Origin of the sequence: Paenibacillus sp. FSL K6-1096, from assembly GCF_037977055.1 — a bacterium.
GTDB lineage: Bacteria > Bacillota > Bacilli > Paenibacillales > Paenibacillaceae > Paenibacillus_AQ.
On sequence record NZ_CP150274.1, the window covers coordinates 5486336 to 5510488 of the forward strand.

The 24153-nt window shown below is 56.5% G+C and carries 21 protein-coding genes; 12 read left to right on the forward strand and 9 right to left on the reverse strand.

What is annotated here, in order from left to right; translation table 11 throughout:
* Nucleotides 1-180 precede the first annotated feature (180 nt).
* The 6 genes from MHI24_RS24345 (at nt 181) to MHI24_RS24370 (ending at nt 8124) form a co-directional block, all read left to right on the forward strand.
* Nucleotides 181-1989 (forward strand): sensor histidine kinase, encoded by a 1809-nt coding sequence (locus MHI24_RS24345; protein ID WP_340022100.1) that lies wholly within the window; start codon nt 181-183, stop codon nt 1987-1989.
* A 3-nt stretch (nt 1990-1992) separates the two neighbouring features.
* Complete coding sequence (locus tag MHI24_RS24350) at nt 1993-3621, forward strand: response regulator (protein WP_340022101.1); 1629 nt, start codon at nt 1993-1995, stop codon at nt 3619-3621.
* Nucleotides 3622-3794: 173 nt separating this feature from the next.
* A complete protein-coding gene (locus tag MHI24_RS24355) occupies nt 3795-5183 on the forward strand; it encodes a sugar ABC transporter substrate-binding protein (RefSeq protein ID WP_340022102.1) in 1389 nt (462 codons plus the stop codon).
* 106 nt (nt 5184-5289) lie between these two features.
* Nucleotides 5290-6192, forward strand: coding sequence for a sugar ABC transporter permease (locus MHI24_RS24360; protein ID WP_036725649.1), 903 nt, complete (start codon nt 5290-5292; stop codon nt 6190-6192).
* Nucleotides 6193-6206: 14 nt separating this feature from the next.
* Complete coding sequence (locus tag MHI24_RS24365) at nt 6207-7043, forward strand: carbohydrate ABC transporter permease (protein WP_340022103.1); 837 nt, start codon at nt 6207-6209, stop codon at nt 7041-7043.
* A 70-nt stretch (nt 7044-7113) separates the two neighbouring features.
* Nucleotides 7114-8124: a glycoside hydrolase family 130 protein gene (locus tag MHI24_RS24370; protein ID WP_340022104.1), complete on the forward strand. Its 1011-nt coding sequence runs from the start codon at nt 7114-7116 to the stop codon at nt 8122-8124.
* A gap of 544 nt (nt 8125-8668) precedes the next feature.
* On the opposite strand, the gene MHI24_RS24375 is transcribed toward MHI24_RS24370, so the two are convergent.
* From MHI24_RS24375 to MHI24_RS24385, 3 genes are all read right to left on the reverse strand, one after another.
* Entirely contained in the window at nt 8669-9868 is a 1200-nt protein-coding gene (locus MHI24_RS24375) for an ROK family protein (protein ID WP_340022106.1), read from the reverse strand.
* A 126-nt stretch (nt 9869-9994) separates the two neighbouring features.
* Nucleotides 9995-10807, reverse strand: a complete 813-nt coding sequence (locus MHI24_RS24380; protein WP_340022108.1) for an ABC transporter permease subunit — start codon at nt 10805-10807, stop codon at nt 9995-9997.
* Nucleotides 10804-11691, reverse strand: coding sequence for an ABC transporter ATP-binding protein (locus tag MHI24_RS24385; RefSeq protein ID WP_340022109.1), 888 nt, complete (start codon nt 11689-11691; stop codon nt 10804-10806). The genes MHI24_RS24380 and MHI24_RS24385 overlap by 4 nt, the downstream gene beginning before the upstream one ends.
* Nucleotides 11692-11878: 187 nt before the next feature.
* Here MHI24_RS24385 and MHI24_RS24390 point away from each other — a divergent pair, with 187 nt between their 5' ends.
* A complete protein-coding gene (locus tag MHI24_RS24390) occupies nt 11879-12433 on the forward strand; it encodes a TetR/AcrR family transcriptional regulator (protein ID WP_340022110.1) in 555 nt (184 codons plus the stop codon).
* Nucleotides 12434-12488: 55 nt separating this feature from the next.
* On the opposite strand, the gene MHI24_RS24395 is transcribed toward MHI24_RS24390, so the two are convergent.
* The gene (locus MHI24_RS24395; protein ID WP_238654112.1) at nt 12489-12944 is read right to left on the reverse strand and encodes a CBS domain-containing protein; all 456 of its coding nucleotides are present in this window, start codon (nt 12942-12944) and stop codon (nt 12489-12491) included.
* Between the two features lie 121 nt (nt 12945-13065).
* On the opposite strand from MHI24_RS24395, the gene MHI24_RS24400 reads away from it, so the two are divergent.
* Nucleotides 13066-13500, forward strand: a complete 435-nt coding sequence (locus MHI24_RS24400; protein WP_340022111.1) for a MarR family transcriptional regulator — start codon at nt 13066-13068, stop codon at nt 13498-13500.
* Between the two features lie 323 nt (nt 13501-13823).
* On the opposite strand, the gene MHI24_RS24405 is transcribed toward MHI24_RS24400, so the two are convergent.
* On the reverse strand, nt 13824-15329 hold the full coding sequence (locus MHI24_RS24405) for an amidase (RefSeq protein WP_340022112.1): 1506 nt from the start codon (nt 15327-15329) through the stop codon (nt 13824-13826).
* Between the two features lie 111 nt (nt 15330-15440).
* Entirely contained in the window at nt 15441-16022 is a 582-nt protein-coding gene (locus MHI24_RS24410) for a TIGR00730 family Rossman fold protein (protein ID WP_340022113.1), read from the reverse strand.
* Nucleotides 16023-16132: 110 nt separating this feature from the next.
* Between MHI24_RS24410 and MHI24_RS24415 the strand changes: the two genes are divergently transcribed.
* Together MHI24_RS24415 and tyrS are read left to right on the forward strand one after the other, a co-directional pair.
* A complete protein-coding gene (locus MHI24_RS24415; RefSeq protein WP_340022114.1) occupies nt 16133-16798 on the forward strand; it encodes a YukJ family protein in 666 nt (221 codons plus the stop codon).
* Between the two features lie 422 nt (nt 16799-17220).
* Nucleotides 17221-18480 (forward strand): tyrosine--tRNA ligase, encoded by a 1260-nt coding sequence (gene tyrS, locus MHI24_RS24420; RefSeq protein WP_340026772.1) that lies wholly within the window; start codon nt 17221-17223, stop codon nt 18478-18480.
* Nucleotides 18481-18799: 319 nt separating this feature from the next.
* Here tyrS and MHI24_RS24425 read toward each other — a convergent pair whose 3' ends face one another.
* Both MHI24_RS24425 and MHI24_RS24430 read right to left on the reverse strand, forming a co-directional pair.
* On the reverse strand, nt 18800-19288 hold the full coding sequence (locus tag MHI24_RS24425) for a YfbM family protein (protein ID WP_340022115.1): 489 nt from the start codon (nt 19286-19288) through the stop codon (nt 18800-18802).
* 42 nt (nt 19289-19330) lie between these two features.
* On the reverse strand, nt 19331-19516 hold the full coding sequence (locus MHI24_RS24430) for a hypothetical protein (RefSeq protein WP_340022116.1): 186 nt from the start codon (nt 19514-19516) through the stop codon (nt 19331-19333).
* A gap of 225 nt (nt 19517-19741) precedes the next feature.
* Here MHI24_RS24430 and MHI24_RS24435 point away from each other — a divergent pair, with 225 nt between their 5' ends.
* Together MHI24_RS24435 and MHI24_RS24440 are read left to right on the forward strand one after the other, a co-directional pair.
* Nucleotides 19742-20773, forward strand: coding sequence for an FIST N-terminal domain-containing protein (locus tag MHI24_RS24435; protein WP_340022118.1), 1032 nt, complete (start codon nt 19742-19744; stop codon nt 20771-20773).
* A gap of 17 nt (nt 20774-20790) precedes the next feature.
* A complete protein-coding gene (locus tag MHI24_RS24440) occupies nt 20791-21888 on the forward strand; it encodes a methyl-accepting chemotaxis protein (RefSeq protein ID WP_340022119.1) in 1098 nt (365 codons plus the stop codon).
* A 262-nt stretch (nt 21889-22150) separates the two neighbouring features.
* Here MHI24_RS24440 and MHI24_RS24445 read toward each other — a convergent pair whose 3' ends face one another.
* Nucleotides 22151-24139, reverse strand: coding sequence for a beta-galactosidase (locus MHI24_RS24445; protein WP_340026773.1), 1989 nt, complete (start codon nt 24137-24139; stop codon nt 22151-22153).
* Between the last annotated feature and the right edge of the window lie 14 nt (nt 24140-24153).

The following is a 24153-nucleotide window of genomic DNA, read 5'->3' on the forward strand; positions in this document are numbered from 1 at the left end:
GTGAGAGAAGTCGCCAGCATTCCTTACCCAGAGGATGATTTTATTATAAATAAGTGGAGAAATCCGCCAAAAAATAATCATGCCCTGTCTTGACGCCGGGCCGGAGCAGCCGTATGGTACAAGTGACAAGAACCGACAACCAAAGGGAGGTACAAGGTACATGCTTCAGAAGGAAAAGCTATGAATACATTCGCAGCCTATGGCCGGCAGCTCCGGCGGCAGATCGCCGACAGGTATTACCGGATATCCATCAAACAAAGGATTCTGTTCTCGTTCATCGTGCTGATCACGCTGTCCATCGGTGCAATGGGCACCTTCTCGTATTGGATTGCCGCACAGGAGATCGAGGATAATGCCTATGCCGGGAGCCGGGAGACCGTAAGCAAAACGGCCCAGCTGCTGGATTCCCGCCTGAATGATGTGGCGCTGTCCGTGCAGTCCCTGATGCTGAGCGATGCGTACCGCAAGATGATGCTCGATGTGTTCAGCCATGAGGTGTCGAATTACTATGTGCATCTGTCGGATCTGCAATATGTGCTCTCGCAGGCAACGTTCAATCAGCCGATCATTGAGAATGTGCTGATCGTTACCCCGATTGGCGATTTCTATTCCACCACGCAGATCCGGGCGCAGGACAACTCGTTCTATGGCTCGGAATTATATGATCTGAGCAAGGAGCAGCCCGGCGGCTACTGGGCCAAAGGACATTATGACCGGTTGTTCACAGGCAGCCAGCGGGTGGTCTCCTTCGTAGTCCGGGGGATTTATGAATACCCTTACACGCCGATCAGCAATGTATATATTGTGGTCAATATCAGGGAGAGCCGGGTCGATGAGCTGCTGAATACAGGCGGAGAACAAGCGGGGAGGAATTATTATCTGGTGAGCGGGGAAGGAGAGGCGGTGGTGGAGTCCCGCTGGCCGTTCCGGGGCAGGTTCCCCTGGAAGCCGGTGCTTGCCGAAGCAGGGAAAGCGGCCAATCCGCAGGATCACTACTACAGCTATGGCGGCAAGGAATATCTGGTGAATTATACAAAATCAGCGGTATCACCCGACTGGATCATCTCCGGCATGCAGTCGCGGGACCAGCTGCTGGGCAAGCTGCAGCGGGTGCAGCGCATCACCATCTATGTCATCGCTGTTTTCCTGCTGGCCACGTGGCTGATCTCCAATCAGCTGACCTCAGTGCTGCTGAAGCCCCTGTTCAAGCTGCGGCGGCTGATGCGCAGAGTCGAAGAGAACCAGCTCAGTGTGGTGTATGAGAGCCGTTATGAGGACGAGATTGCCCAGGTCGGCTTTCAGTTCAACCGGATGATGTCGGAGATTAAGACGCTGATCGCGGATGTGAAGACCAAGGAGGAGGGCAAGCGGCATGCGGAGATCCGTGCCCTTACGGCGCAGATGGAGCCGCACTTTCTGTACAATACGCTGAATACCATCTATTGCAAGTCGGTCATGGGCGAGAATGACGATGTGAACGAGATGATCCTGTCGTTGTCGCAGATGTTCCAAATCGGGCTCAGCGGCGGCAAGGATCTGATTACGCTTGCGGATGAGCTGTCCCATATGCGGCAGTATTTCGCCATTCAGCAGAAATGCTATGAAGGATTGTTTGAATACACGGTGACGGTAGAGGACGAGGCCCTGCTGTCTTGCCTGCTGCCGAAGATTGTTCTGCAGCCGGTGGTGGAGAACAGCATTCAGCATGGATTCAGCGACCGGACTATAGGAGGCAGGATAGATATCATGGTCAGCCGGGAGCAGGGGCTGCTGCATATTTGCATTACCGACAATGGACGGGGGCTTGATACTGCACGGGTTAAGGAGGGGATGGACAGGGCCCCGCAGTCGAAGAAAGGCTATGCCCTGTTCAACATCAGGCACCGGCTGGCGCTGTATTACGGAGACGAAGCCCGTATGGATGTAGACGGTGAGCCGGGTAAGGGATCACGGACGGATATGTGGATTCCCTCAGTGGAGGAGAGATGAAGGATGGACCAAAGGCTGGAGCCGGAAAGATTCAAATTATGTGTAATCGACGATATCAAAAGTGTGGTGGAGATGGTCTCGCGCAAGCCGCCGTGGCAGGAGCACGGTATTGAGGTCGCCGGTACGGCACTTGACGGTGAAGCGGGTCTGCAGATCATCCGCGGGACCCGGCCGGATATTGTGCTGACGGATATCCGGATGCCAAGAATGGACGGCCTGCAGATGACCCGGGCGATTCTGGAGGAGCTTCCGGACTGCAAGATTATAATCCTCAGCGCCTACTCGGAGTTCTCTTATGCCCAGGAAGCCATCCGGCTGGGGGCGCTCGATTTCGTGAAGAAGCCCTTTTCCCTGGAGGAGATTGTGAATGCAGTGCTGAAGGCCAGGGAGCTGTGCCGGGAGGAGCGTCAGGAGAGCGCCAGACTTGCTGTGATGGAGGCGAGAATCAGGGAAAGTATGCCTATCCTCCGCCAGGAATATCTCACCTTCCTGCTGCACCACCAGACGACAGAGGCGGATGCCCGTTCCCGCTGGGCCTATCTCGATATCCCGCTGGATCAGCATGATTTCTTCGTGTTTGTCGCCGAGATCGATCATTTCGCGGAGAAGCTGGGCGGCCAGCCTGTGCAGGAGGTCGAACTATTAAGGTTCAGTCTGCACAATATTCTCGAAGAGACGATTTCCGCCCGGACCCGTGGCGTTATTATCCGGGAGGCGACAGACCGGTATGTCTGCATCATGAACGGCTCGGACCCGGAGACTGCCGCGCTGATAACGGAGGCCTGCTGCACGAATGTAAGCCGCTTCTCGCGTCATACCCTTTCAATTGGCGTGGGACTGGGCACGGCGGCGATTCAGGGGCTGGGCACGGCGTATAGGCAGGCGCTTAGCGCGCTGGGGTATCATTTCTATACCGGGGGGGGCGGGGTATATCATTACAGCAATATCGAGAATAAACCTCTCTCGCTCCACAGCTATTCCGCCGCCGCCGAGCAGGAGCTGCTGTTCGCGCTGCGTTCCGGCAATGCCGCCAAAAGCCTGCAGGTGCTGGATCAGCTGTTCGCGGAGCTGCTGGACAGCGGGCTGTGGCCTGAGCCGCGTTATGTGGAAAGTGTCGGCTATGAGCTGAGCTCCAGGATCTGCCGGGTCCTGCTGGAGCAGTTCCCTTACGGGCAGGTGGAGCCGCTGGAGCTCCGAATTGCCGCCATGAAGAACCAGATGCATCCTTCCCTTCAAGATATCCGCGACCTGCTGTCCTGGCTGTGCCGGGAGGCCTGTGCGCTGGTTACGGAGGCCCGTTCTCTAGAGTCCACACGGATTATCCGCCAAGCCGTCGAATACATCCATAGTCATCTGGACACGGGGCTGTCGCTGGAGCAGATGGCGAAGCAGATTAACCTTAGCCAAGGGTATTTCTCCAATCTGTTCAAGAAGGTGCAGGGGATTTCGTTTCAGCAGTATGTGATGCATGAGAAGATGGAGAAGGCGAAGGCGATGCTGATCGGCGGCCGGCAGGTTCAGGAGATTGCCCAGGATCTCGGGTATGAGCACAGGCGCTATTTCAGCGAGGTGTTCAAGAAATATACCGGCATGACCCCGTCCGAGTTCAAATTGGATTATATTGGAAAATAATAGAAATCAGCAGGGGAGGGATTTCCGCAGGGCGGAGATTCCTCCTTTGTCTGTATAGAACTCCATCAGAAATCTGCCCTTAATGTGGGCTTACCCGCCTTATCTGAATCCGCCTATAGAACTATAATCAGGTTGTAAGCGAATACAGCAGGGTATATAAGGGGGCACTACCAATGATGAAGCGTACGCTAATGACATCTCTGAGCCTGGTCCTGGCACTCGGCTTGGCAGCCTGCGGCAATGGTAACAGCGGGGGCGGCAATGCAGCTGAAGGCAAGGGAGAAGGGGCGAAGGCCGGTTCGGGGGAAAAAACTAAAATCAGCTATTGGACAGGCGACCGCCACGATGCGGATTTTATAAAGGAGAAAGTAGCCGAGTTCAACGCATCCAATCCTGACGGGATTGAAGTGGAGCTGGTCGTCAAGGGCGATGACTTTGATACCGCACTCGATCTGTCCTTTCAGACCTCGGACGCGCCGGATGTGATCCGGGCGAAGGAGAATACGATCCAGACCTTCTACAAAAAAGGCTTTCTCGCTCCGATTGACGAGTTCCTGAGCGATGAGATGAAGACGAAATTCCCGGCCATGCCGGATCTGAATGAGTTCGACGGCAAGCGTTACAGTCTGCCGAACTATGGAACGACCATGCGTCTGGTGTACAACAAGGATCTGTTCGCCAAAGCGGGCATTGAGCATCCGCCGACTACCCTGCAGGAGCTGGTGGATACCGCCAAGAAACTGACCGAAGCCGGCAAAGCGGACGGCGCTTACGGCTTCGCCCTGAACTTCAAGAACCCCGGCAGTGCGTTCGCACGTTCGGCGCGGGTGGTTGCGGAGATGAGCGGCTATGGCGGCTTCGGGTATGATTTCAAGACGGCCCGCTATGACTTCAGCGGCTTCGAGCCGATCATCAATGCCTTTAAGCAGATCAGGGACGACGGCAGCATGCTGCCGGGCGTAGAATCGCTGGATATTGATCCGCTGCGGGCGCAGTTTGCGGAAGGCAAGATCGGAATGTACATGTCCTACTCCTCGGAGCCGGGCGTCTACAAGAATCAGTTCCCGGCCAAGATTGACTGGGCGGCCGCTCCGGTTCCTACCATCGACGGCAATGTGAAGGGGGCTTCCGGCTTCCTCGGGGGCCAATGGCTGGCGCTGAGCTCGAAATCAGAGCATAAAGAAGCCGCCTGGAAGTTCATGGAGTTCATGTACGGCGATCAGGTGCTGACGGATTATCAGGAAAAAGGCTTCGGCATCTCCATGGTTCCGGCCATCAGCGCAGCAGCCAAGACTCCGGATGTGAACGGCATTGAAGGCTTCCTGCCGAACAAGTATGACGGAGTGTGGCCGGTCTATCCGTCCGTAGCACCGGAAGGAATGAAATCGGATGACGCCTTCTTCAAATATATGCTGAACGGCGGCGACCTGAAGGCGGTTATCGCTGATCTGAACAAACGTTATAACGCTGCGCTGGACAGTGCGATTGCGAATGACGGCATAAAGGCTGAGCCGGATGCCGGCTTTGATCCCGCCGCTCTGGGCGGCAAGTTCGCCAAATAGACAGAAGGTCAGGAATAGAGATACAGGCCGGGATAACGGGGGATGAGGGAGCAGCTCCCTCATCCCTCTGCTCTGGCCGTAAAGGAAAGGAGCCGGAAGAAACCAGATGAACAAAACGAAACATGCCTTATTTTCATACAGCTTTATCTTTCCAAGTGCCTTGCTCACGTTGGTCCTCGGAATTTACCCGATTGCCTGGGCGTTCCGCTATATGTTCTATGATTACAAAGGGTTCGGAACGGCCCGGTTTACCGGTCTGGCCAATTTCAGCCGCATTCTGAAGGACACCCAGTTCTGGGATTCGGTGGTGAATACGTTTGTCTATGCCGGCGGCAAGCTGCTGATCACCATTCCGCTGGCCCTGCTGCTGGCCGCCATATTGAACCGGGGGCTGCGGGGCAGACAGCTGCTGCGGGGGATTTTCTTCATGCCTACCGTCATCAGTACCGCTGTAATGGCCGTAGTCTTTTTCACCATTTTCAACTCGTATAACGGAATTCTCAACCAGTTCCTGATCCGCTCGGGCCTCTCCGATTCAGGTGTGGACTGGCTGGGGCCGAAGTATGCCATGCTCACCGTCATCCTGGTTGCGGCCTGGGGGGCGGTCGGCAATTATATGCTGCTCTTCCTCGCCGGTCTGCAGAATATTCCTGAGGATGTGTATGAGGCCTCTTCCCTGGACGGGGCAGGCAAAATCCAGCAGTTCCGCTATGTCACCCTGCCGATGCTCGGGCCTGTCATGCAGATGGTTATTATGCTGGCGATCATCACAGCCCTGAAGGGCTACGAGAGCATCATGGTACTGACTGAAGGCGGTCCTGTAGGCAAGACGGAGGTCATGTTCCTGTATTTGTACAAATTATTTTTCCCTGTCGGCGGGGGCAGCGCGGCGGTTCAGGTGCAGGAGTTCGGTTACGGCAGTGCGGTCGCCTTTGTGTCTGCGGTCATTGTAGGGATGATATCACTCATTTATTTCTACGCATCCAGACGCATGAATCAGACCGATTGAGGAGAGAGGCTATTATGAGACTAAGAACCATACTGGGCAAAATCATCCTGTGGATTTTTTTGCTGGCTGTTGCTTTTATTACCGTGATTCCGGTCGTGATCACCATCCTGGGTTCCTTCAAGACCAATGCTGAGCTGACTGCGGGAGCAACCTTCCTGCCGGAGAGCTGGCACTTCTCGAACTATGCCGAAGCCTGGTCGCAGGCCAATTTCTCCAGGTATACCCTGAACAGCCTGATTGTCTCCCTGGCGACAGTGGCCGGCACGCTGCTGGTTTCATCCATGGCGGCTTATGTGGTGGACCGGATGGATTTTGCCGGCAAAAAATTGTATATCGGACTGCAGTCCTTCACCATGTTCGTGGCTGTAGGGGCGGTCGTGCTGCGTCCGCAGTTCGATCTGATGGTTAAGCTTCATCTGCACAACAGCCTGTGGGGCGTGATATTGATTCTGATCTCTGCCCATGCTTCGATCTTCTTCATTCTGTTCAGCTTCATGAAGGGGATTCCCCGCGAGCTGGACGAGGCGGCGCTAATCGACGGCTGCTCCCCGGGCCGGACCTTCTGGCGGATTATTCTGCCGCTGCTCGGACCCGGACTTGGCGTAGGTGCCCTGTTCACCTTCCGCGGCGCGTGGAATGAATATCTGCTGCCGCTTGTGTTCACGATGACAAAACCGGAGCTGCAGACACTGACCGTCGGGCTGGCGAACCTGAAATACGGGATTTCGGCCGCCTCCCAGACTCACTACATGATGGCAGGCGCCTGCTTATCCATTCTGCCGATTCTCGTCGCCTATCTGTTTGCCAACAAATCCTTCATGCAGATGACGGCCGGTTCCCTGAAGGGGTAGCTGTCCTGCCTTGTGCAGACTATATACAACATGAAACACGCAACATTCAACATTTTAGGAGGTACACCCCATGACACTACATATTCCGGCGGTTCTGCAATCCGCCCCGTGCATCCGGCGGTATCCGGGCAACCCGGTGCTGGATGCTGCGAAGGTTCCTTATCCCACTGCACTGGTATTCAATGCCGGTGTAACGAAATTTAACGGCAAATATGTGATGATCTTCCGCAATGATTACGGCTCACTAACCGATCAGACGCTTGAGCCACACCACACTACGGATCTCGGCATTGCCTACAGCGATGACGGGCTGAGCTGGACCGCCGGCCCGAAGCCGGTGTTCAAAATGTACGATGAGGAAATTATCCGCGCCTATGACCCGCGCCTGACCGTGCTCGGCGGCCGCTGTTATATGTGTTTTGCCGTGGATACGCGCCATGGCATCCGCGGCGGGATTGCCGTCACCGATGATCTGGAGCACTTCGAGGTACTCAGCCTGTCCACACCGGACCTGCGCAATATGGTGCTGTTTCCCGAGCTGATCGGCGGAAAGTATGTCCGGCTGGAGCGCCCCTTCACGGTGTACAGCCGCGGCGGCCGGGACCGCTTCGACGCCTGGATCTCCGAGTCGCCGGACCTCAAGCATTGGGGCAACTCCAGCCTGCTGCTTGCCGTCGAGCAGGTGCCGTTTGCCAATGACAAGGTCGGTCCGGCCGCGCCTCCCGTCCGGACGGACAAGGGCTGGCTGACCACCTTCCATGCAGTGGATGTGGATCCGTCCAGAGGCAAGCACGGCTGGGAGGACACCTGGAAGAAGCGTTATACCGCCGGAATTATGCTGCTGGATCTCGAAGATCCCCGCAAGGTGATCGGCATGAGCAGCCAGCCGCTGCTGGCGCCGGAGGCGGATTATGAGATTAGCGGGGGCTTCCGCAATCATGTGATTTTTCCCGGCGGGATGATTCTGGAGGATGACGGTGAGGTCAAGATCTATTACGGTGCAGCTGATACGGTGGAATGTCTGGCGACTGCGCATGTGGATGATTTGCTCCGGCTCTGTCTGGAGCCGGGGAGTAAATAAGGATGGAAGCTGGTTGAGGGCGGGGATGTGGAGCGATAGTGGTGGGATGGTGCGTTAAGTGCAACAATGTTAGCTTAAAGGGAACGCCCGTGTGGATATTGTGCATAAAGTGCAACAATACTAGCACGATAGCAGCGACCGTGGGCAGAATGTGCATAAAGTGCAACAATGCAGCTCAATAGAAGCAGCCAGCGCAGAAATCCTGCACAAATTGCAACAATACAGCTCCAACTAGCACCGGTTCGCCGAAATTCCTGCAAAAGTTGCAACAATAGCTCCACAGCCAGTAACCAATGTAAAGAAATCCTGCAAAATGTGCAACATTGCCGGAACCCAGCCAAACCCGCTAACTGAAAGCGGGAATTGGGGCGGGAATGAGGTGTAAAAGTACACTTGAATTGGCCGAAAGTTGGCATTCGGCGGGAATGAGGTGCAGAAGTGCACCTGAATAAGCCAAAAGTTGGCGTTGGGCGGGAATGAGATGCAGAAGTGCACCTTATCCCGGCCTAAAGCGGGCGCAGGGCGGGAATGCCGGTACGCTCCGTCAACTCGTCAACTGGTGCAGCACCAGCGCACATGCGCCTGTTGCGACTGCGCGCTCGCCCAGGCTGCTCCGGGTGAAGCGGACGTTATACTGTCCGCGGTAATAAGTCCGCTCCAGGGCGATCCGGGTAGCGGTCTCGTAGAAATCTGCGGCCAGGAACAGCGGGCCGCCCAGAATGACCTCCTCCGGGTGGAGGATGTTGATCAGATTCGCCAGCCCGATGCCGCAGGCCACCGCCATCTCATCGAATAACCGGACCATCACCGGATCGCGCCCCTCGAGCGCTTCCAGCAGATGGGCGAATTCCAAAGCCTCCGCTTGCTCTGCCAGAGCACGGAGGCTTGTGCTGCTGCCCAGCCGCCAGGCTTCGCGGGCCTGCCCCTCCAGCGTCTGCACCGACACGTAGCTCTCCCAGGCCCCGGCGTTGCCGCCGGGAATCTGCGGCGGCACTCCCGGGCGGTCAATGATCATCTGCCCGACCGCCCCTTCAGTATCGGTCATGCCATAGAGCAGCCGCCCGTCGTTCATGATCGCTGAGCGCAAGCCGATTCCGGCATGGAGATAGAGCAGATGATGCTGCATCCGGCTGCGGCTGGCCCAGTATTCGCCGAGGAGTGCCGTGTTGGCCCCGTTATCCAGGTACACCGGCAGCTGAAGCTGCTGCTCAAGCTGCTCCTTAATGCGTACCTGCGACCAGCCCGGCGCAGGGAACCGCGCCGGATTCAGAATGACTCCGGCGGTACGGTCTAGCGGACCAACAGCGCCGATGCCTAGTCCGGCTACCCGGCTGAAGCTGAGCGAGGCGGCTTCAAGCAGCCGCAGAGCCTGCTCCTCAAGAGAAGCCATCAGATACTCCGGGGTAAGTCCGGCATCCATGCTCCAGGTATATTCGCCAAGCAATTGCAGATGGAAGTCTGTCAGCACCAGCTTGGTACGGGTGCGGGAGATCTCCAGGCCCAGCAGATAGGCGTAGTCGGGATTCGTCTTATATAAAATGGGCCTGCGGCCCCCCGTGGAATCGCCGAAGCCAGCCTCCAGCAGCAGCCCCGGAGCCAGCAGCTCCTCCAGGATGCGGGTCAGAGTGCTGATCGTCAGACCGCTCTCCTCCAGAAGCGTCTGCTTGGAGACGGTGCCGTGTCTGCTCACGGTTGTATAGATGTCCCTGGCTTTGGGACTCGCGATGATTGGCTGAAGCTGCACAGACAGTCCTCTCCTTATCTATGTACTCAATCTGCTTTTACAATGACATAAATAGAAGAGGGCTGCAACTGGCGACAGAAGAGCATGAGCTTACAGGACTTACTGCGCCTACAGGGCATTATTCGTCTATAGCGGCAAATCACGCCGTCTGAAGAGCAGAATGCCCAGAAGGAAGCAAGCCAGTCCGGTCAGCAGCAGGATGAAGGAGACTTCTGTCCATGCTGCCGTTCCCTGGACAATCTCGCCGGGACGGTAGAAGCTGAAGAGGGTGAAGAAGCGCAGCGCCTGAAGCTTATCACTGATTTTGCCAAGGATATCAAGCGTGAACATCCCGAAAGTAATGGTCCCGGAGATTCCCAGCGCCTTCTTCTCGTCATTGCAGGCACAGGAGACCAGGAAGCAGAGACCACCAATGGCGAAGAAGAGCAGGAACGCGACAAGGTTGAGCTGGTTGAAGCGGGCCATTCCGAACTCATAGCCGCTGCCGAGGAACCAGGCTTTGCCTGCGAAGCCGGATAGTGTAGTCACAGCCATGATGATGAACAAGGAGGTAATCAGCACCATCGCCTGGGTGAAGGACACCTTGCTGCGTGTTGTCGGTGTTGCCAGCAGGTAAGCCATGGAGCCTCGGTCTACAAGTTTGGCTACGAGTTGGGTAGACATCTGCACACATACTATAGCCAGAATCAGGACAAGAATCAGCCCGTAGTATTCGCCCGAGATGAACCCCTCCGCACTGGAAAAGCCGTTATTCAGCCTGAACGCATTGCCTACGCCTTCGGGCATCGCCTGTACCAGATCGTTCAGCGCCTTCGTGTTGTCTGCCAGTCCGGGATAGAGCCAGATCATGAACAGAATGTAAAAAGCCGATCCCCCCGCGTAATTCATAATCCCCCGCAGGTTGACGCGCATCATTTCTTTATATAAGGCCAGATTCATTGCAGCTTCGCCTCCCGGTCATAATAGTTCATGAAGATATCCTCAAGATTCTGGGTAGAGATATCCATGCTGCGGACCGGATATTTCGCAAGCTCAGCATTGAGCTGATTGTAATTGCCCTGAACGGCAATTCTCACCCGGCTCCCTGTTATAGAATCTATGACCAGGCCGGAGTCGGCGAACCGCTGCGCATCTTCCGGTGTCTCGAATAGTACCTCAAACAGCTTACGCTGCATGGATTGCAGCTCATGTATGTTCTTCACGGCCACGATGCGGCCGTCCCTGATAATCGCTGCACGGTCGCAGGTCCGTTCAATCTCCTGAAAGCTATGCGAGGACATGAGGAAGGTGGTTCCGGCGGATTTCTCCTCCAGTACCAGTTCGATGAAGACCTTCTGCATCAGCGGGTCCAGACCGGAGGTGGGCTCATCAAGTATGATCACTTCGGGGCTGTGCATGAAGGCTGCGACAATGCCGACCTTCTGTTTCATGCCCTTGGACATTTTGCGGATCGGGGTGGCTGCATCGAACTGCAGGCGCCGGATCAGCTGTTCTCGCTTGGCAGTGTCCTTCACTCCCTGCATGGAGGCCATGAACTGCAGGAAGCCTGAGCCGGTCATGCCGTCGATAAAGCTGATCTCGCCCGGCAGATATCCGATGTGGCGTTGCACGTTCCCCTGACCCTTCCAGGTATCCAGACCGCCTATGGTTACTGAGCCGTGGTCCGGGCGCATGAAGCCCATAATATGCCGGATGGTTGTTGTTTTGCCGGCGCCATTGGGACCGAGGAAGCCGAATACTTCACCTTTATGCACAGTGAATGAGACATCGCGAATCCCCTTGCCGTTTGAAAATTGTTTCGTTAAGCCTTCTACTTGCAGCATGATGCCACCTCCGGCAGATAATAATGAAATATTATAGTATCCATATTTCATATGTTATAATAGTCCCGGGTTATGCCCAAGTCAATATAATTATGAAATATTATCACTAATATATTTCATTATTTTTTCTGGGGAGGAAGATATGAACGGCTTTGAGAAACGAAAGGCTCTGATCAGGAGCAAAATCATGAAAACAACCTTCTCCATGCTGGGCACCTGGGAGCCTAAGCGGCTGAAGATTGCGGATATTGCCCGGGAAGCCGGAGTGTCTCAGGTGACGATTTATAATTATTTCGGCAGTAAAGAGGCGCTGATCAGCGAGTCTTTCAAGGATTTTATCCAGCAGGGCATTCATGAGTTCCGGGAGGAAATGAGACAGCAGAAATCTCTGAAGGAACTGATTGCCTATTGTATCCATAAGGAGAAAGAGACCTATTCGCACCTGCCGCCGGCGGTGATCAAGGAGATTGTGGTCGATAATCAGGAGATGTATCAGTATATTCAGCAGCAGTACGAAGCTCATATTAGGCCGTTAATGGTGCAGATGGTGGAAGAAGGACAAGCACGCGGGGAGATTACCGGTAAAGTATCGGTGCGGGCGGTGCTGCTGGCTATTCAGATCTATATGAAAAGCACGGGAGAGATGCTGGACAGTCAGGCAGCGCATGAGGACAGTGAGGCGTTCGTGGAGGAGCTGATCCATATCTTCTTCTATGGCTTATGCGGCCGGGAGCCGCAATAGATACGGCGCCGGCAGCCGCCTGTTAAGACAGCTGCTTGCATAGCAGAACCGCAGGCTAGAGCATAGCCTTGAAGGAATGGCGGATCACATCGCCGCGGCTGATGATGCCGACCAGCACGTGGTTGCGTTCGACGGGGACTTTTTTGATCTGTTTTTTGCCGAGGATGGTGGCGATCCGTTCAATGTCTTCTTCCGCGTGCACCGTGATGACTTTCTTCTTCGCAATGGCCATGACGTTCAGGTTCAGCAGCTTCCGCGCCCGCTCCTCAAACAGATCATTGTCTCCAACGAACACATTAATCTGAAAAAAAGAATCCACAATCAGATCCTCATGCCTGCCAATATAGCGCATAATATCCCCGTCGCTGAGGTAGGCAACAATCTCGTTCCGGTCATTCACGACAGGCATTCCGCTGATCCGGTGAGCGATACACTTCTCGATAAAAGTCCGCACAGTGTCTTCCTGCTTGACCTTGTAGACCTGGCGGATCATAAATTCATGGGCCTTCATGGACGTTCCCCCTGGCATAAATCTCTTGCACAAAAATAAGTTGTATCATGAAAGTATATACTTGTATTATACAAGTGGAAAGAGTAAAGTCAATGAATAAAAGAGAAGAGGGGCAACCGGCATGGACAAACATTCAATCGAGACAATAGAGCTGGAAATGGCGGTTCTGTTTCGCCGTCTCACTTCGATTACCACGTTCAAAAAAATCGGCAATCTGGACCGTGCGGCCTACCTGCTGCTGCATCACATTGCATATCGTGAGGGAACTGCCGGGATTAAGGCAATCTCCGATGAGTTTCAGCTGGATATTTCTACGGTCAGCCGGCAGGCTGCCTCACTGGAGAGTAAGGGATTCATCACCCGGGTACCGGACCCTGTTGACGGGCGGGCTTATTCGCTGCAGATTACGGAGACGGGCCAAGCGAGTCTTGAGGAGAACCAGCAGGTCCGGCAGGAGATGATCTCTCAATTGCTCAGCGGCTGGTCGGAGGAAGAGGGGCATCTGTTCGGCGAGCTGCTGCGGAAGTTCAATGCAGCTTTTCTGGAAGAGGGCTGATAGGGTAGCCTAATGTATCAGAAAGTGCTTACGTAACTGAGGGGCCGGGAGGGGAAAAGAACCGGGCCAGGAGAGTTGTGAAGGTTACCCGGCCCGGAAGTGTTCTATTGTATTTTGTACAGTCAGATGAGCCGGAAAGGCTCCATTTCAGCCCGCGATTGAACTTCGTACATTAGATTTTTGTGATACAGCCTGAACCGGACGAATTTGCAGAATTCTATTGCAGCAAATACAGCAGAATGTGTTTTTAGAGGCTTTTACACAGATTCTGCTGTATAAAATACAACCACCTGCTTCATTCCCGCTCCAGGCTCGAACAAGCATCAGGCAAATCCCGGATTCCCCGTCATCCCCACCCACAGCGGGGACTGCTCCAGAGCGGCGGCGAGCTGCAGCAGCAGGTCCTCGCGCCCCTTGGCGGCCATGACCTGGACCCCGATCGGCATGCCCTCCGGCGTAAGATGCAGCGGAACGCTCATGGCCGGCTGGCCGGTCAGGTTGGCAAGCTGGGTGAACGGTGTGTACGTCAGGCTTGGCTCGAACATCTCGTAGATCATCCGCCGCTGCGCATCCTTCGGAAGTCCGCTCACCTGCATCAGCTCGCTAATTTCCTCCGCGTTCTGGGTCAGCTCCCCGACCTTCGGCGCGGAGTCGGCATTGGCCGGGGTAATGTACAGATCGAAGCGGTCCATCAGCGCGGCCATCTGGGCAGCAGCTACGTCCCATTCGTGCAGACTGTGCACGAATTCTGCCGCCGACACCTGCTTCCCGGCCTCGGCCAGCACCCAGGTGACAATATCCACTTCCTCTGCCCGTATCGTCCGGCCCATCGCGCTCTCCAGCGAGAGGAACATCGCGGACACCTCTCCGGCATTCATCGTATAGTAGTTATCCATCAGCCGCACCCCGTTGACCGGGCTTAGCTTCTCCTCTACCTCACAGCCTTCGGCCTCCAGCCACTTGACCGTCTTCAGCACGGCCTTCACCGCCTCGGCGGATACCGGTGTTCCCACCGGCGAAGCGGTGGTGAAGGCAATCCGCAGCTTCCGCCGGGCCGGCTTCCGCAGATCATCCAGGTAGACCCCCGGATACAGCGGGGTCTGAAAAGCCGCTTCCGGCTGCACCACCTGCAGCAGATCCAGCATTGCCGCGCTGTCCCGCACCGTCCGTGTCAGCGCGAAATCGATGGACGCCCCCTGCCACTGGCGTCCCACCCCCGGGCCGACCGGCGTGCGCCCGCGCGTCGGCTTCAGCCCGAACAGGCCGGTGAACGAGGCCGGTATGCGGATGGAGCCGCCGCCGTCACTGGCTCCGGCGGCGGGAACGATCCCGGCGGCCACTGCGGCCGCCGCCCCCCCGCTGGAGCCGCCGGGCGAATAAGCGGGATTCCACGGGTTGCGCGCCGGGCCGTGAAGCAGGGGCTCGGTGATATTTTTGAGGCCGAATTCAGGCGTGTTCGTGTGACCGAGCGGAATGAAGCCGCCGCGCCGGATGCGGGCTACATAATTGGAGTCCCGCTTGGCCATATTGTCCTTCATCAGCAGCGCGCCGGAGGTCAGCGGTTCGCCGCCGAGCGCCTGCGAGATATCCTTCAGCAGAAAGGGGACGCCGGCGAACGGGCGGGACGTATCCCCGGGATCAAGGGGCATCTCCGCAGCCTCCTTCAGCGCGGCCTCCCGGCGGGTGCGCACCACCGCATTCAGCAGCGGATTCACTTCATCCAGCCGGGCGAAGGCGGCTTCGACAAGCTCCCGGGGAGACACCTCCCGCGCCTTCACCAGGGCGGCCAGCCCCAGGGCATCATAACCCGAATAAGCAGAGAACGGCATAGAAATAACCTCTTTCCGGCAGGAACAGGCAGGCGAATTAGCGGTTAAGCTATTGCTGCAGTCTCGCGTATAATAATTAGTTAGTTGTGTTTACAGGATGGCAGAGGCTTTTCAAGTACGGTCTTCCGTCAAATATTGTTTGACCGGAGGAGGCGTGTAACCGGCCAGCTGGCGCAGAATGCCCTCCGGCGTGACATCGTTCAGCATGATGGAGTGATGCTTCTCCTGCAAGAATTTTTCCCGGACCATGTTATCAAAAAGCGCAATCAGCGGATCATAATAATGATTCACATTAAGCAGTCCGCAGGGCTTCTGATGCAGGCCGAGCTGCGCCCAGGTGAAGATCTCGAAATACTCCTCCATCGTGCCCGGCCCGCCCGGCAGGGCGATGAACCCGTCTGCCAGCTCAGACATCTTAAGCTTCCGTTCGTGCATAGAGTCAACCATAATCAGCTCCGTCAGTCGGGTATGCTCGATCTCCCGCTGCTTCAGGAAATGCGGCAGCACCCCGATCACCCGCCCTCCGGCCTGCATCACACTATCTGCCACCGCGCCCATCAGGCCGACCGTAGCCCCGCCGTAGATCAGCGTAAGATTGCGGGCAGCCAGTTTCTTGCCGAGCTGAATGGCGCATTCCTTGTACACGGGCGAAGCCCCTTCACTGGAGCCGCAGAATACAGCTATACTTTTCATAAAGATGCTGACACTCCTTTGCCAAAGTTTATGTAACTATATCCAAGATACCACACGAGGCCGTGAGGTTGAAACTTTCACTGCAACAGCTACAGAAGGAGATGATCAATATGCCGCTTAATCCATACGGAGTGTTGAAAGGAACCATCATCAAAGGTACACCTGCACCCCCCTCGGGGAACCGTACCGCGCATTATCAGGCAGTGGTCCGGGCTGCCGGTACATACTACACATTAGCGATCAACGTTCTGTCCAGAGAAAAGCCTTCGGAACTGCTATATCTGGTTGGTGATCAGTTCAGAGCGGAGCAGCTTACCCATCTGCAGAGTCTGGAGAACGGAGTCACTATCATTGACGAATCCAACCGGGAGGATATTGCCTTGGACTACATCCGCGGAGGATTGTTTGACCCTGCCAAGATGGTTGCCCTTCCCTACCACGCAGACGGTCCGGATAATGATCTGAATGAGAAGGTCGATACCTACCTTGGACGCGCCATCCGAGATAAGACAGCCACTATCTACGCATTCGGCGAAATGTTTCCGGGCGGTGTACACGACATTCATATGAATCAAGGTAACGTTGAAAAATACAGAGCAGACGACGGCATCTGGCAGGATGGCGGAATCGTGATTCATTTCGGGCGGGAGAACAAATGGCAGGGCCTGTTCCTCGCCTTCCAGTCACAATCCTGGTGTACCGACAACCGAGGGCATAAGTTACGTCCGGTCAGTGAATGCAATCACCTGACTCCGAACCTTGGCGAGACGCATTGACAACCATTTCTGAAGCGGCTATACTTTCTGTAATCTTATAGTTGGTATACGTTGAACGAGCCAGTAGCAGCCTTGTCCCTGTTCCCAGAGAGCCGGGGGTCGATGGAACCCGGTACACACAAGCGGACTGCGAATTACGCCTCGGGAGTATCTTGGGTAATGCCAAGCGGAGCTAAGCGAACGATAACTCGCCTGAGAGTGGTACGGACCTGCGTGCATATGGTCTGTGCAATTTGGGTGGTAACACGGTTAATACTAATCGTCCCTGTGTCTGAATAGACAAGGGGCGATTTTTTTGTTGCTGTGTAGCTGTGTTATCGGCTTGGCGCGTGCTCGGGCTTCTGTGGCTGATTGCGGTATAGCTGTTGTTTTTTTGACGGATACCAAGGGATATAGAACTAACACCAAAGGGGCTGTACATGTTGAACATTATCGATGAGCTATTGTGGCGCGAGGCCATCAACCAGCAGACGGATGCAGACGGGCTGCGTGAATTGACAGAGAGTAAATCGGTATCGCTGTATTGCGGCGTAGACCCTACGGGCAACAGTATGCATATCGGCCACCTGATTCCGTTCATGGTGCTGCGGCGCTTCCAGCTGGCCGGCCACCGTCCGGTCATTCTGATCGGGGGAGCGACGGGAACAATCGGCGATCCGAGCGGACGCCAGAGCGAGCGCTCTTTGCAGACGTTGGAGCAGGTGCAGGAGAATGTGGACGCGCTGACGGCGCAGATGAAGAAGCTGTTCCTCACTGACAACGACAACCAGGTCCGGCTGGTCAACAACTACGACTGGACGAAGGATATGAATGTCATTGAATTCCTGCGCGATTTCGGCAAAAACTTCAGCATCAACACGATGCTGGCCAAGGATGTAGTCGCCAGCCGTCTGGACAGCGGGATCTCGTTCACCGAGTTCTCGTACCAGATTCTGCAGTCCATTGACTACCTGCATCTGTACCAGCATGAGGATGTGCAGCTCCAGGTTGGCGGTTCGGACCAATGGGGCAACATCACCAGCGGCCTGGATCTGATCCGCAAGAAGGAAGGCAATGAGGCCAAAGCCTTCGGCCTGACCATCCCGCTGATGCTGAAGGCGGACGGCACGAAGTTCGGCAAAACCGCCGGCGGCGCCATCTGGCTCGATCCGAAGCAGACCACGCCTTACGAGTTCTACCAGTTCTGGGCGAACACCGATGACCGCGATGTGGTCAAATACCTGAAGTACTTCACCTTCCTGAGCAAAGAGGAGATAGAAGCGCTGGAGGAGAAGGTAGCGACCGAGCCGCATAAACGTGAGGCGCAAAAAGCACTGGCCGAGGAAATGACCCGCTTCGTGCACGGCGAAGAGCTGCTGGAGCAGGCCAAGCGCATCAGCGCGGCGCTGTTCAGCGGCGATATCCGTTCCCTGACTGCGGATGAGATCGAGGAAGGCTTTAAGGAAATGCCGACCTTCACAGCAGGCAAAGAGACGAAGAACATTGTAGACTGGCTGGTGGAACTCGGCATTGAGCCGTCCAAACGCCAGGCGCGTGAGGATATCACCAAAGGCGCAATCTCGATCAACGGCGAGCGCGTAAATGAGCTGGAGACAGAGATTACAGCCGGGGACGCCATCGGCGGCAAGTTCATCATCGTCCGCAAGGGCAAGAAGAACTACAGCCTGGTGAAGCTGGTTTAGGCGCAAGCTGACGGGGAAATTCCCGGAAGGGTTCGTACAATTCGCCGGATGTCGAGCCAGAACTAGAGTGGTATTAGACTGGAACGAGGCTGAGGGTGAACTGGAACGAGGTTGATGGTGGCTAGAGTGAAATGGATGAGTTAGAGTGAGCAGATGAGTGAGATTTGGCTAGTTGAGCTAGGGTGAGAATGGTGTTAACTAACTAATGTGATTGGGCTATCCCGCTGTCAGCAGTGACGGGGATAGCCTTTTTTGGTGGTCGCGGGATGTAGGCTGCCGGGTGGTAGGGCGGCTCCCTATCAGTCGGGCGAGCCAAGCTTCAAGCCAGATAGAATATAACGCCTTTGCCGGAAGCAGCAGCCGTGCTGTAGAATTGCCGGATGTCTGTGAAGAACTGGAGCAGGTAGGCGAAGAATTCGTCCGCGTCATCGTCAGACACCGAATCAGGGTCCAGCGGGTAGACCTCCTCCTCAGCCATGGTCTGGAAATCGTACCGCTGGCGCAACTCTGCCTCATCCAGCCCGGAGATCGCCGCAAGCGCTTCAGCCACTTGTTCGGCGCGCAGGGCGAAGGCTCCGTAGCTGCCGAACTCAAGGCCCTGATCCGAGTGCAGCGGAACCACATAACCCAGCGGGGCCGGCCCGTCCGATATATCTCCGCAGAGCAGGTAGTGAATCGCTTCCCAGGACCGGTCGATGTCCAGCCCGGGGTATGCGTTCACATCCAGGCTCTCCAACTTGATACTGCCTGCCGCAATCTGCTCAACAAGCTCATCCTCCGCTGCAAAATAATGTCCGCGTATCGCCATAGTGTCGCCATCCTTCCATTATTGTGTTGTGAGTTCAGCCGCTTAATCCTCCAGCAGCGCAAGCTGGTCTTCCAGTTCAGCAATCTGCGCCCGCAGGGCTGCTGCCCGGGGTTCATCCTGAGCCTCCACCGCCATTGCCAGTTCGTCCGAAGCCTGGCCGAGCTGATATTCCAGATACGTGTAATCCGATGCGGCGGCAGGGTGGCTGGAGCGCTGGGAATAAGTCATAATGAGGCTCATCCTTTCGGGGTTCTATGTTATATTCATAATACAGGCTTCACAGGAGCGGCTCAACCCCGCTTCAGAAAGGGGGCGGTGACACGCAGGCTGCGACATTGTTCACAGACAATGAGCCGGGTTCTGGTTTTACCATAGGAAGTATTGAAAATGATAGTTTATTTTTCAGTAACAGGAGGCGGGGCCAATCCCCGCAAAGGAAGGTTGATATACATAATGTTTGCTGTATCATTTAACACACTGGACGAAGCCGGACGCCATCTGCAAGAGCTGGACAGCAGCCGGGGACTGGTGCTGTTCGCTTCGGCGGCGGCTGTCCGGGAATTGTCTCAACATGCCCCCTCCAGGGCGGTCTTATGCTCCACCAAAGGCGAGTATACTCCGCAGGGCTACCGTAATGGAGTGATCACGGGGTTTGAATACGACGCAGGTCTGGCGGATATTGTGGAAATTCTCCATCCGCCCGTGCTCAGCACCGCCCGCATGGAGGCAGCTTACCGCAAGGTGCAAGACAATACGAATGCCTTCCTGCTGCTCCTGTGTGACGGCACAGGCGGAATGGAAGAGATGCTGCTGTCCTCGCTGTACTTCATCGCCCCGCAGTTCAAAGTCGCCGGGGGCAGTGCCGCAGATGATGCGGACGGTGAGACTTATATTTATATCGGGGACCGCCGGGTACGGAATGTGGGGATCTTTTACGATATGCCGGCCCGTACCGCCCTGATCAAGGAGAATATCTATATTCCCGCCGGGAAGACGCTGCTGGTGACTGAAGCGGATGTATCCGGCAGAACGGTCTATTCCTTCAACGGACGTCCGGCAGCCGGGGAGTATGCCCGCGTGCTTGGCGTGCCGGAGAAGGAGCTGGTCGCGCATTTCCTGAGCAGCCCGCTGGGCAGGAGATATGAGGATGATCTGATTATCGCCTCCCCGAAGGAGGTTCGCCCGGACGGCTCGGTTACTTTTTACAGCCAGGTCATGTCCAGTACGTACGTAGAGGTGCTGAATGCGGCCGATCCGCTCGCCGTGCTGGAGGAGACACTGGGCGGCAGCCCGTTCAAGCCCTCCTTCGTCCTCAATATTAATTGTACGCTGCGGGACGAGTTATTTAGGCGGGAAGGCCTATGGGCGGATTTCGACCAGGCTATGCTCGGCTTCTGCAGCAACACGACAGGCTTCATCAGCTACGGAGAGCAGTATTATACCAAGCACGCCAACCAGACGATGATTCTGCTGCTGGTTGAATAAGGGAGAGTTGAACAAGAATGCAGTGGTTAAGCAAACTGCGCACAGCCTGGGGGAGAACTCCCTCTGCCGCTGGCGTTGAGAGTCACAGCAGCAGCCAGAGTACGATGAGCGGAACCGAAGAACGGGCAGCGGAAAGAAGGATGACCGTGCCGGAGGGGACAGCCGCCAATCCGCCTGTATCTCAACCGTCCGCCCGCGATTCAGGCATCGTATCCTACGGCGAACATGCCTATGCTCTGGCCGAGCAGATCCGCCTTGAGACCGAAGCGGTCCTGAAGGAGGAGGCCCGGATGGTGGAGGAGTTCGAAGCTCTGCGGGCAGGCGGCGGGGAGCTGATCAGCCAGATCGGCGGGACGCAGCAGCTGTTGGAGCACCTGAAGGCCAACAGCGGGCAGACGGAGGAACTGATTAACGAGATGTATGGCAGCTTGTCCTATTCCTCCAACAAAATCGAATTCGCCAAGGAAGCCAATCTCCAGATCTCCGCAGAAATGCAGAAGGCCTCGGCGGTATTCACTGAATTCGTCACCTTGAATGAGGAGCTGCGGCAGCATTTCCATAGCATCGAACAGCTGGCGAAGATTATTACAGAGATTGCTGAGCAGACGAATCTGCTGTCGCTGAATGCAGCGATTGAGGCTGCGCGGGCCGGGGATCAGGGGCTGGGCTTCGCCGTGGTTGCCACAGAAATCCGCAAGCTTGCCGACAGCACCCGCAGCCATGTGAAGGAAATTATGGGGTCGCTCTCGGGCATGACCTCTGTAATGGAGCAGCTTCACAGTAAATCCGGGGACGGGACAGCAGCGATGAATGAGACCACCGCGAAGATCAGCGAATCCACGGTATATATGAATGAGATTGTAGAGGCGGAGGAGCAGGTCTTCGAGCATCTGGAGAAAATCCAGGAGTCCCAGGACAGCAGCATGGAGGATGTCGGGCAGATCAACAGCGACCTGCTGCGCATTCTGGAGAAATCGGGGCAGGATACGGAGCAGTTCCAGCTGCTGGTGCTCACCGTCCAGAAGAAGGCCGACCACTACCAGCGGCTGCTGAACCATCTGCATCAGATCGGCCTGCTGCGGGAGCTGGAGGAGACGGAGAAGACCGGCGCATAAGCTGATATGGTAAAATGAAAACCCCCGGCGGCGGGAGATACTGCCGGGGGTTTTGGTGTTGCGCCCGGCATGGGCACAGGTAACCAACTCGCGTATGATGCGGGAGGGAAAGAGTTGGATAAACTCCACCTGCTGACCGGCAAACGCCCTCTGCCAAAACCGCAATTGGATAAACAGCACATAAATGCACTCAATTCCCCCAAACTGGCCTAAACGGGTATGAATAGTTGTTGTCAGCCATCAGTAGGAGCATGCTCCGCTACTACATCGCAATCAGCCTGTATTCATAAGCGCCAATCGGCAGCGGACCGGCAGGCACAGGGGTGTCGGTCAGCACATCCTGCCCGCTGCGCGGCAGGGTGACGCTGCCGCCAAGCCCGTTCATGTTGACGAGCGTCCACAGCTCTCCGGCAGCGCCGCGTCTCGGGCAGAGAATGGTGCCCGGTGTGACATCGCTGCGCAGGGTGACTCCGGCGCGCGCGGCATAATGCTCAATCAGCGCGCACAGCTGCTTGTCGCCCTCACTGCCCGAGGGCAGGGAGCCGAGCATGACAATGGCTCCCCGGCCATAGGGCTGCTCGGTCAGGTAGGCCAGGCCCGGCGTCCGGCCCTCCGTAATGACGCCGGTCACGGAGGCTCCGCCCGGCAGCGGCTCGAACACCGCGCTCCACAGCGACAGCGGCGCGGAGCAGCCGAAGGCCTTCCCGATGCTGCCCGTCCCCTCCATCGGGTAAACGAATTTAGCGCAGACGCCGGCCAGGCGTTCCAGAACCCCCAGCGCAGCATCCGTATGCAGCGTATGCTCCGCCGTGCGCCCTCCGCTAAGCGGGCCAACGATCCAGATGCCGCCGGCTTCAGTGAAGGCGAGCGCCTTGTGCATGTATTCCGGCGATAGATAATGGATGAAAGGCGTGAACAGCAGCTTATAGCCGCTTAAATTGCCGCCTTCTGGCAGCAGGTCACGGTGAATGCCCAGCTCGAGAATCCGCCGGTAGAAGTCGCCGAACAAGGAACGGTAGTTCAGCTGCCGGTGCGGTTCCGTAGCCAGGAACGCCTTGGCCCGGTCCGAATAAGTAATCGCCACCTCGGCCTGCACCGGCCGGGTATTCAGCATGTGCGGCTCGATCTGCAGCCTGGCGGCGGAAGCTGCGCGCACATTGTCATACCCGAGCGCAGGCTGGCCCCAGGCACTGATGATTGAGCTGTGCGTCTGCTCGCTGCCCGTGCGCTGCTGCCGCCACAGCCAATAGCAGAAGGCGCCTGCCCCCAGCGCGTAGGCGGCTACAGCTTCGGCGGTGAGATAGCCGTCCGGGTGCGGCTCGCCGTAGCTGGTAAGCGAAGCGGCATAGGCCGGGCCGGTCTCCATCAGCCAGAAATCCCGCCCGGGCTTCAGCCCGCGCCACAGGTCACAGTTCAGCAGATAAGCGTGCCTGTTGACCTGAGAGGCATAGGTATCGAACGATGCGAAATCAAGCTCCCGGAACAGCTGCTCATTGTCCAGATGAAAAGGGACGTTGCTGTTGTGCGTGACCGGAGCCGCCGAATAGCGGCGGATGATCGCTGCCTGTTCCCCCGCGAACTCTGCGACCTTCTCCATCTGGAACAGCCGGTACTGGGTGACGAGTGATGAATTATGCAGAAAAGGCGTAGCTACCGGCTGCGGCACCTGGTCAAACCGCTGGTAGGTCTGGCTCCACACACCGGTTCCCCAGGCATCATTCAGCTCTCCGATGCTGCCGTAGCGGCGCTCCAGCCACTCATGCCACAGGGAGCGGCAGGACCCGCACATGCATTCCGCCACATGCGCCTTCAGCTCATTGTCGAGCTGCCAGGCGGCAAGGCCCGGGAGCTGCCCCAGCACCCGGGCCAGCTCTTCCGTGATCAGCGCCGCCCGCTGCCGGAAATAAGGGTTATTCGTGCAGACATGCTGCCTGGACCCGTGGCTCATCACCGCCCCATCCGCCCGGATATGCAGGCGTTCCGGGTGCCCGTGGGTCAGCCAGACCGGTGGAGTCGCGGTCGGCGTGCACATGACCGTATTGATGCCGTGCTCGTGCAGCTGCCGGATATGCTCAGCGAACGGCCGGACATCGATAACGTCCTCCTCCGGTTCCAGCAGCGACCAGATGAATTCGCCCATGCGGACCAGATTAATCCCGGTCTCCTGCATGAGCCGGAGATCCTGCCGCCGCTCAGCCTCCCCCCACAGCTCCGGGTACCATGCGGCACCGTAATATAGCTTTTGCTGCATCATTTTAACCTCCT